The sequence below is a fragment of the Phenylobacterium sp. genome (assembly GCF_036263695.1).
In the GTDB taxonomy this organism is placed as follows: domain Bacteria; phylum Pseudomonadota; class Alphaproteobacteria; order Caulobacterales; family Caulobacteraceae; genus Phenylobacterium.
The window spans coordinates 1-4,994 of sequence record NZ_DATAGM010000437.1 but is presented as its reverse complement, the minus strand read 5'-3'; the positions used below and the strand labels follow the sequence as shown (position 1 = coordinate 4,994).

8 protein-coding genes are annotated in these 4,994 nt (G+C 69.7%); 5 read left to right on the top strand and 3 right to left on the bottom strand.

Annotated features, from left to right (window positions below):
- A partial coding sequence (locus VHK87_RS17675; protein ID WP_329636208.1) for a DUF72 domain-containing protein occupies positions 1-565 on the top strand: 565 nt, incomplete at its 5' end.
- Here the strand turns inward: VHK87_RS17675 and VHK87_RS17670 are convergent.
- A complete protein-coding gene (locus tag VHK87_RS17670) occupies positions 562-1,296 on the bottom strand; it encodes a BON domain-containing protein (protein WP_329636207.1) in 735 nt (244 codons plus the stop codon). The genes VHK87_RS17675 and VHK87_RS17670 overlap by 4 nt on opposite strands.
- A 181-nt stretch (positions 1,297-1,477) precedes the next feature.
- Here VHK87_RS17670 and VHK87_RS17665 point away from each other — a divergent pair, with 181 nt between their 5' ends.
- Entirely contained in the window at positions 1,478-2,125 is a 648-nt protein-coding gene (locus VHK87_RS17665) for a DUF1013 domain-containing protein (RefSeq protein WP_329636206.1), read from the top strand.
- A 74-nt stretch (positions 2,126-2,199) separates the two neighbouring features.
- Here the strand turns inward: VHK87_RS17665 and VHK87_RS17660 are convergent, their stop codons facing one another.
- Positions 2,200-2,373, bottom strand: a complete 174-nt coding sequence (locus VHK87_RS17660) for a YdcH family protein (RefSeq protein ID WP_329636205.1) — start codon at positions 2,371-2,373, stop codon at positions 2,200-2,202.
- Between the two features lie 150 nt (positions 2,374-2,523).
- Here VHK87_RS17660 and VHK87_RS17655 point away from each other — a divergent pair, with 150 nt between their 5' ends.
- Both VHK87_RS17655 and VHK87_RS17650 read left to right on the top strand, forming a co-directional pair.
- Positions 2,524-3,129, top strand: a complete 606-nt coding sequence (locus VHK87_RS17655; protein ID WP_329636204.1) for a UbiX family flavin prenyltransferase — start codon at positions 2,524-2,526, stop codon at positions 3,127-3,129.
- Positions 3,126-3,851, top strand: coding sequence for a TIGR02444 family protein (locus VHK87_RS17650; protein ID WP_329636203.1), 726 nt, complete (start codon positions 3,126-3,128; stop codon positions 3,849-3,851). The genes VHK87_RS17655 and VHK87_RS17650 overlap by 4 nt, the downstream gene beginning before the upstream one ends.
- Positions 3,852-4,016: 165 nt before the next feature.
- On the opposite strand, the gene VHK87_RS17645 is transcribed toward VHK87_RS17650, so the two are convergent.
- Positions 4,017-4,730: a GGDEF domain-containing protein gene (locus VHK87_RS17645; RefSeq protein ID WP_329636202.1), complete on the bottom strand. Its 714-nt coding sequence runs from the start codon at positions 4,728-4,730 to the stop codon at positions 4,017-4,019.
- Positions 4,731-4,844: 114 nt separating this feature from the next.
- Between VHK87_RS17645 and VHK87_RS17640 the strand changes: the two genes are divergently transcribed.
- On the top strand, positions 4,845-4,994 hold a 150-nt coding region (locus VHK87_RS17640), incomplete at its 3' end, for an AIR carboxylase family protein (protein ID WP_329636209.1).

Below are 4,994 nucleotides of genomic sequence, written 5' to 3'. Positions count from 1 at the left end.
GAAGCTCAAGGACTGCGAGGACTCGGTCGAGCTGGTGTTCGGGCGGATGGCGCTGCTGGGGCGCGCCTACGGCCCGGCGCTGATCCAGCTGCCGCCCGGACTTCACCGCAACGACGACCGTCTAGCGGGTTTCCTGAAGCTGCTGCCCAAGGGCCGGCGCCACACCGTCGAGTTTCGGCACCCCAGCTGGTACGAGCCGGCGGTGTTCCAGATCCTGGCCGACCACAACGTCGCGCTGACCCTCTCGGACCACCACCACGCCCCGGCGCCGTGGGAGGTGACGGCCGACTGGGTCTACGTCCGCGGCCATGGGCCGGGCGGGCGCTACTACGGAAGTTATCCGGAAGAGACGCTGCAGGACTGGGCCAGCCGAATCGAGGCTTGGCGCGCCCAGGGCCTCGACGTCTACGCCTACTTCGACAATGACATCAAATGCGCGGCCCCGGCTGACGCGTTGGCGCTGAAGGCCATCCTCGCCGGCGGGCAGCGCAATGCGGAGCCGCATCCGATCCTGCGGACGCGGGAGCGCGGCGGCGGGCCTGTCGCCGCCGCGCCGCCGCCTTAGCCCGAGAGCCCGAAGCCCCGCCGCCAGGCCGAGCCGCGGCTCTCGCCGGCGGAGCGGCTGCGGATGGTCAGGTGGTTGTGGACGTCGACGACGCCGGCCACCTCGGCCAGGTCCTCGGCCCGGCGCTTCTGGTCGCGGTCTTCGACCATGCCGCGCAGCGTGACCTCGCCGTCCCGAACATCCACCTCGATCTCGCGGGCGTCGAGCCGGCGGTCGTCCGAGAGCCGGTCGCAGACTTCGCGCCAGATCTGTTCGTCCGGGTCGTACCGACCGGCGCGGCGGCTGTCGTTGCGCTCGAGCCGGTCATCGCGCCCGTCGCGGTCCCTGTCGCGATCGCGCCCGCCCCCGAACCAGGTCTTGGGATCGTCCAGCCGCCGCTCGACAGGTTCGTCACGGAAGCGGCGATCTCGGTCCATGGCGCTCTCGTTGGCTCGATAGCCGCGCGCGTCGCCTTCAATGCGGCGGCTGTCGTCCCGGAGCGGTTCGCGCATCTCCTCGCGGCGCACCGCGGTGCGGCTGCGGGGGTCGTATTCATAGTCGCGGCTGAAGTCCGCCTGGCCGAAGTCGTCTCGGCCGCCGGTCCGCGCCTCGTTGCGGTAACCGACCCGGCGGTGACGGTCGAAGCCGTAGTCTCGGCTGTAGTCCGCCTGGCCAAAGTCCTCCCGCAGGTCGCGCACGTCCCAACTGCGCTCGCGACCCCGGTGACGATTCCAGAAATCCTGGCGCGGCATGCGCTCCTCCTCATCTGGGCTGTGCTGTCGGCTTGCTGGGATCAACCTCCGCCGTGTCGTCTGGTTCCCGGCGGAACCTGCCTGAGGATTGTCGTTTTCTTGTGCGTGGAACCGGCCTATATGACGGAGCACCACACCGCCCGGCCGAAAGGCCGGGCGCCTTTGTTTCCGGAGCGCCGAGATGGCCGATATCCTGATGCCCAAGGCCACCGCCGTCTGGCTGGTGGACAACACCTCGCTCACCTTCGAGCAGATCGCCGACTTCTGCGGCCTGCACCCGCTGGAAGTGAAGGGCATCGCCGACGGCGAAGTGGCGCGCGACATCCGCGGCGCCGATCCGATCGCCAACGGCCAGCTGTCCCGGGAGGAGCTGGACAGGGCGCAGACCGATTCCAAGTACCGGATGAAGGCCCAGAAGAGCCGGCACGCCGAGCTGCTGAAGCCGGTGAAGAAGGCGCCGCGCTACACGCCCGTGTCGCGCCGCCAGGACCGGCCCGACGCCATCGCCTGGTTCCTCCGCAACCACCCGGAAGTGCCCGACAGCCAGATCGCCCGCCTGCTCGGCACCACCAAGGCGACCATCGACCAGATCCGCAATCGGAGCCACTGGAACGCCGCGAACATCAAGCCCGTGGACCCGGTGAGCCTGGGCCTGGCGACGCAGATGGAGCTCGACGCGGTGGTCCAGAAGGCGGCCGAGAAGAAGGCCAAGGACGACGCCAAGCGCGGCATCGTCGAGCCGGAGGGCCCGACCCTGGCGCCGGCGTCCGAGACCGGTCAGGTCGAGGAAGAGCCCGCCGACTTCGACGAGGAGTACGCGGAGGACTGATCCTCTCGCTCATCCCGGCCTGCCAGGTGAGCAGATAGGAAAAAGGCCCGCATCGCTGCGGGCCTTTGTCGTCTTCAGTGAGCCTGGATCCGTAGGGACTCCATCTCTTCTTTGAGGCGAAGCTTCTGTCGCTTCCATTCCTTCAGCTTGATCTCGTCGGCGGACGGCCTTCTCATCTCGTCTTGGATCATCCGTTCCAGGGATTGGTGACGGGAACCAAGTTCACGGATGCGGGCGTCTACGGCCATAGGATGCGCCTCCTTGCTGCTGAGTGGGAAGTGAACGCGCTTGACATTCAGATGGAGTGAACACCCGCTGCGACCAAGTGTCAGATCACATATGTTTGCATGCGGCCGAGCTTTTCCGGCGCCGCGAATCCGGGCGGGGGAGCGCGCTCAATGAGCGATTTTAAGTCGCCTCGCCTGATCGTCGGCATCTCCGGAGCGAGCGGCGCGCAGTTGGGCGTGCGGGTGCTGGACGCCTGCCGCGAACTGGGCGTCGAGAGCCATCTGGTGATGAGCCGGGCCGCCGCCCAGACTGTGACGCAGGAGACGAAGCTCACGGTGGGCGAGGTCCAGGCCAAGGCCGCCGTGACCCACAAGTTGGGAGACATCGGCGCCTCCATCGCCTCCGGATCCTTCCCGGCGCTGGGCATGATCGTGGCCCCCTGCTCGGTGCGCACGATGAGCGAGATCGCCACCGGCGTGACCTCCTCTCTGCTGACCCGCGCGGCGGACGTGACGCTCAAGGAGCGGCGGCCGCTGGTGCTGATGGTGCGCGAGACGCCGCTGCACCTGGGCCATCTGCGCACGCTGGTGCGGCTGGCGGAGATGGGGGCGGTGATCGCCCCGCCGATGCCGGCCTTCTATGCCGGCCTGACCACCATCGAGGAGTTCATCGACCAGTCGGTGGGCCGCTGCCTCGACCTGTTCGGCCTGTCCTGGACGCCGGTGCGGCGCTGGGGGCAGGACATCGGGCCCAAGACCGGGACGGAGATCGCGTGAGCCTCTGGGATTGGGCCGTGGCCGCCTATGAGCGGCCGGGGGTGGCGGGCGCCTGCCTCGACCTGCAGGACGCGCACGGTCAGAACACCTGCTTCCTGCTGTGGGCCGTCTGGTCGGGCGCCGCCGACGCCGGCTTGCTGGAGCGGGCGGCGGAGGCCGCGCAGCTGTGGGAGGGGGAGGTGCTCGGCCCCCTGCGCCAGGTGCGCCGGGCCCTGAAGTCCTCGACCCCGCCGCTGTCCGAGACGGCCCGCGAGGCGCTGCGTGAGGAGGTCAAGGCTGCCGAGCTGAAGGCCGAGCAGGCGCTGCTGGACGCGCTTGGCCGATTGGTGCCGGCGCGCCGGAGCGAGGATCCACTGCAGGCGCTGCGCGCCGCCGCCGCCGCCTGGGGTGATCCGCCGCCGGACGAGGCTCTGGTCCGCCTGGCCGACGCCCTCTCGGTCGCCCAGCTTTACGCGCCAAAGGCCAACGGCCATCCTGGGGCGACCGCCGCGCGGAACGCTCAGATGCTCGACGAGACCGCGGACGAGCCGGAGTCCGCCCTCCGGGCACGCCTCGCCGCCCTGAAGCAGGAACACGCCGACCTGGACAGCGCCGTCCAGGCCATGGCCGCCATGACGCTCCCCGACCTGCTCGCCATCGGCCGGCTGAAACGCAAGAAGCTTCAGCTGAAGGACGAGATCGCCCGGATCGAGGACCAGCTGACTCCGGATATCATCGCGTAGCTCTCATTCTACTCTTAGGGGAGGGTGCACCAGCGCGCAGCGACGGACGGGTGGGGCGGTGACGTTCCTGCAGGAGCCGGGCGATCAGCGCTGGTTGCGCACCGGACTCCCCCACCCCGCGATGCTTCGCATCGTCGGCCCTCCCCTGAAGGGGAGGCGAAGCCGTCACGCCTTCCGCGCCCGCTTCATCGCGTACATGGCCGCGTCGGCCTCGGCGACGATGGCCTCCGGCTCCATCTCTGGGGAGATGTCCTTGACGCCGAAGGAGAGGCGCAGGGGCATGGACCAGTCGCCGAGCTGGATCGGCGTGTCGGAGATCTGGGCGGCCAGCGACTCGGCCTTGGCCTTGGCGGTGAAGCGGTCCGCCTGGACGAGCACGACGGCGAACTCGTCGCCGCCCATCCGGCCGACGATGTCGCTTTCGCGGACGTTGGCCAGCAGGCGCTCGGCGATGGCCTTCAGCGCCGCATCGCCCGCCGCGTGGCCGAACCGGTCGTTGATCGCCTTCAGCCCGTCCACGTCGAAGTAGATCAGGCTGGCCGGGGAGCCGTAGCGCTGGGCGAAGGTGCGGATCCGGTTCAGCTCGCGCATGAAGGCGCGGCGGTTGAGCAGGGGGGTCAGCGCGTCCTGGTCGGCCAGGCCTTCCACCTCGGCGAGGCGGGCCTTCAGCCGGGACACCTCCTGGCGCAGGTCGTCGACCTCGGCGAGCAGGGTCTGCAGCGCCTGCTGAACGGCGGGCGTGAGGTCGGCTTCGGAAAGGCCCAGGAAGGCGGCGGCGTCGGCCGGGGCGGGCTGGCCCGCCGGCGGGGCGGAGGCCTTCGCGGGCGCGCGCCGGCGGAGGTCCGGCAAGGGCTCGTTTCGGGCGCCGCTGATCTTCATGGGTTTCGACGTGAGAATCACGCCTCGGGTCGAGACTTGCGAATCGTATCCGTGATCGGTTGCCGAGGCAAAGCCGGCGCCTATACTCCGCGCCTTTCTGTCCCAGGGGGTCCCATGGCGCCACGCAATACAGGCAAGGCCGCGCCGGTCGCCATCATCATGGGGAGCCGGTCCGACTGGCCGATCCTGAGAGGCGCGGCCGAGAGCCTGGAGGCGCTCGGGGTCGAGTACTCGGCGAGCGTCGTGTCGGCCCACCGCACGCCC

Bases quoted from the DNA above. Each gene is read 5' to 3' on its own strand.
- VHK87_RS17670 (WP_329636207.1), bottom strand. From the start codon at position 1,296: ATGCCGCGCCAGGATTTCTGGAATCGTCACCGGGGTCGCGAGCGCAGT.
- VHK87_RS17665 (WP_329636206.1), top strand. From the start codon at position 1,478: ATGGCCGATATCCTGATGCCCAAGGCCACCGCCGTCTGGCTGGTGGAC.
- VHK87_RS17660 (WP_329636205.1), bottom strand. From the start codon at position 2,373: ATGGCCGTAGACGCCCGCATCCGTGAACTTGGTTCCCGTCACCAATCC.
- VHK87_RS17655 (WP_329636204.1), top strand. From the start codon at position 2,524: ATGAGCGATTTTAAGTCGCCTCGCCTGATCGTCGGCATCTCCGGAGCG.
- VHK87_RS17645 (WP_329636202.1), bottom strand. From the start codon at position 4,730: ATGAAGATCAGCGGCGCCCGAAACGAGCCCTTGCCGGACCTCCGCCGG.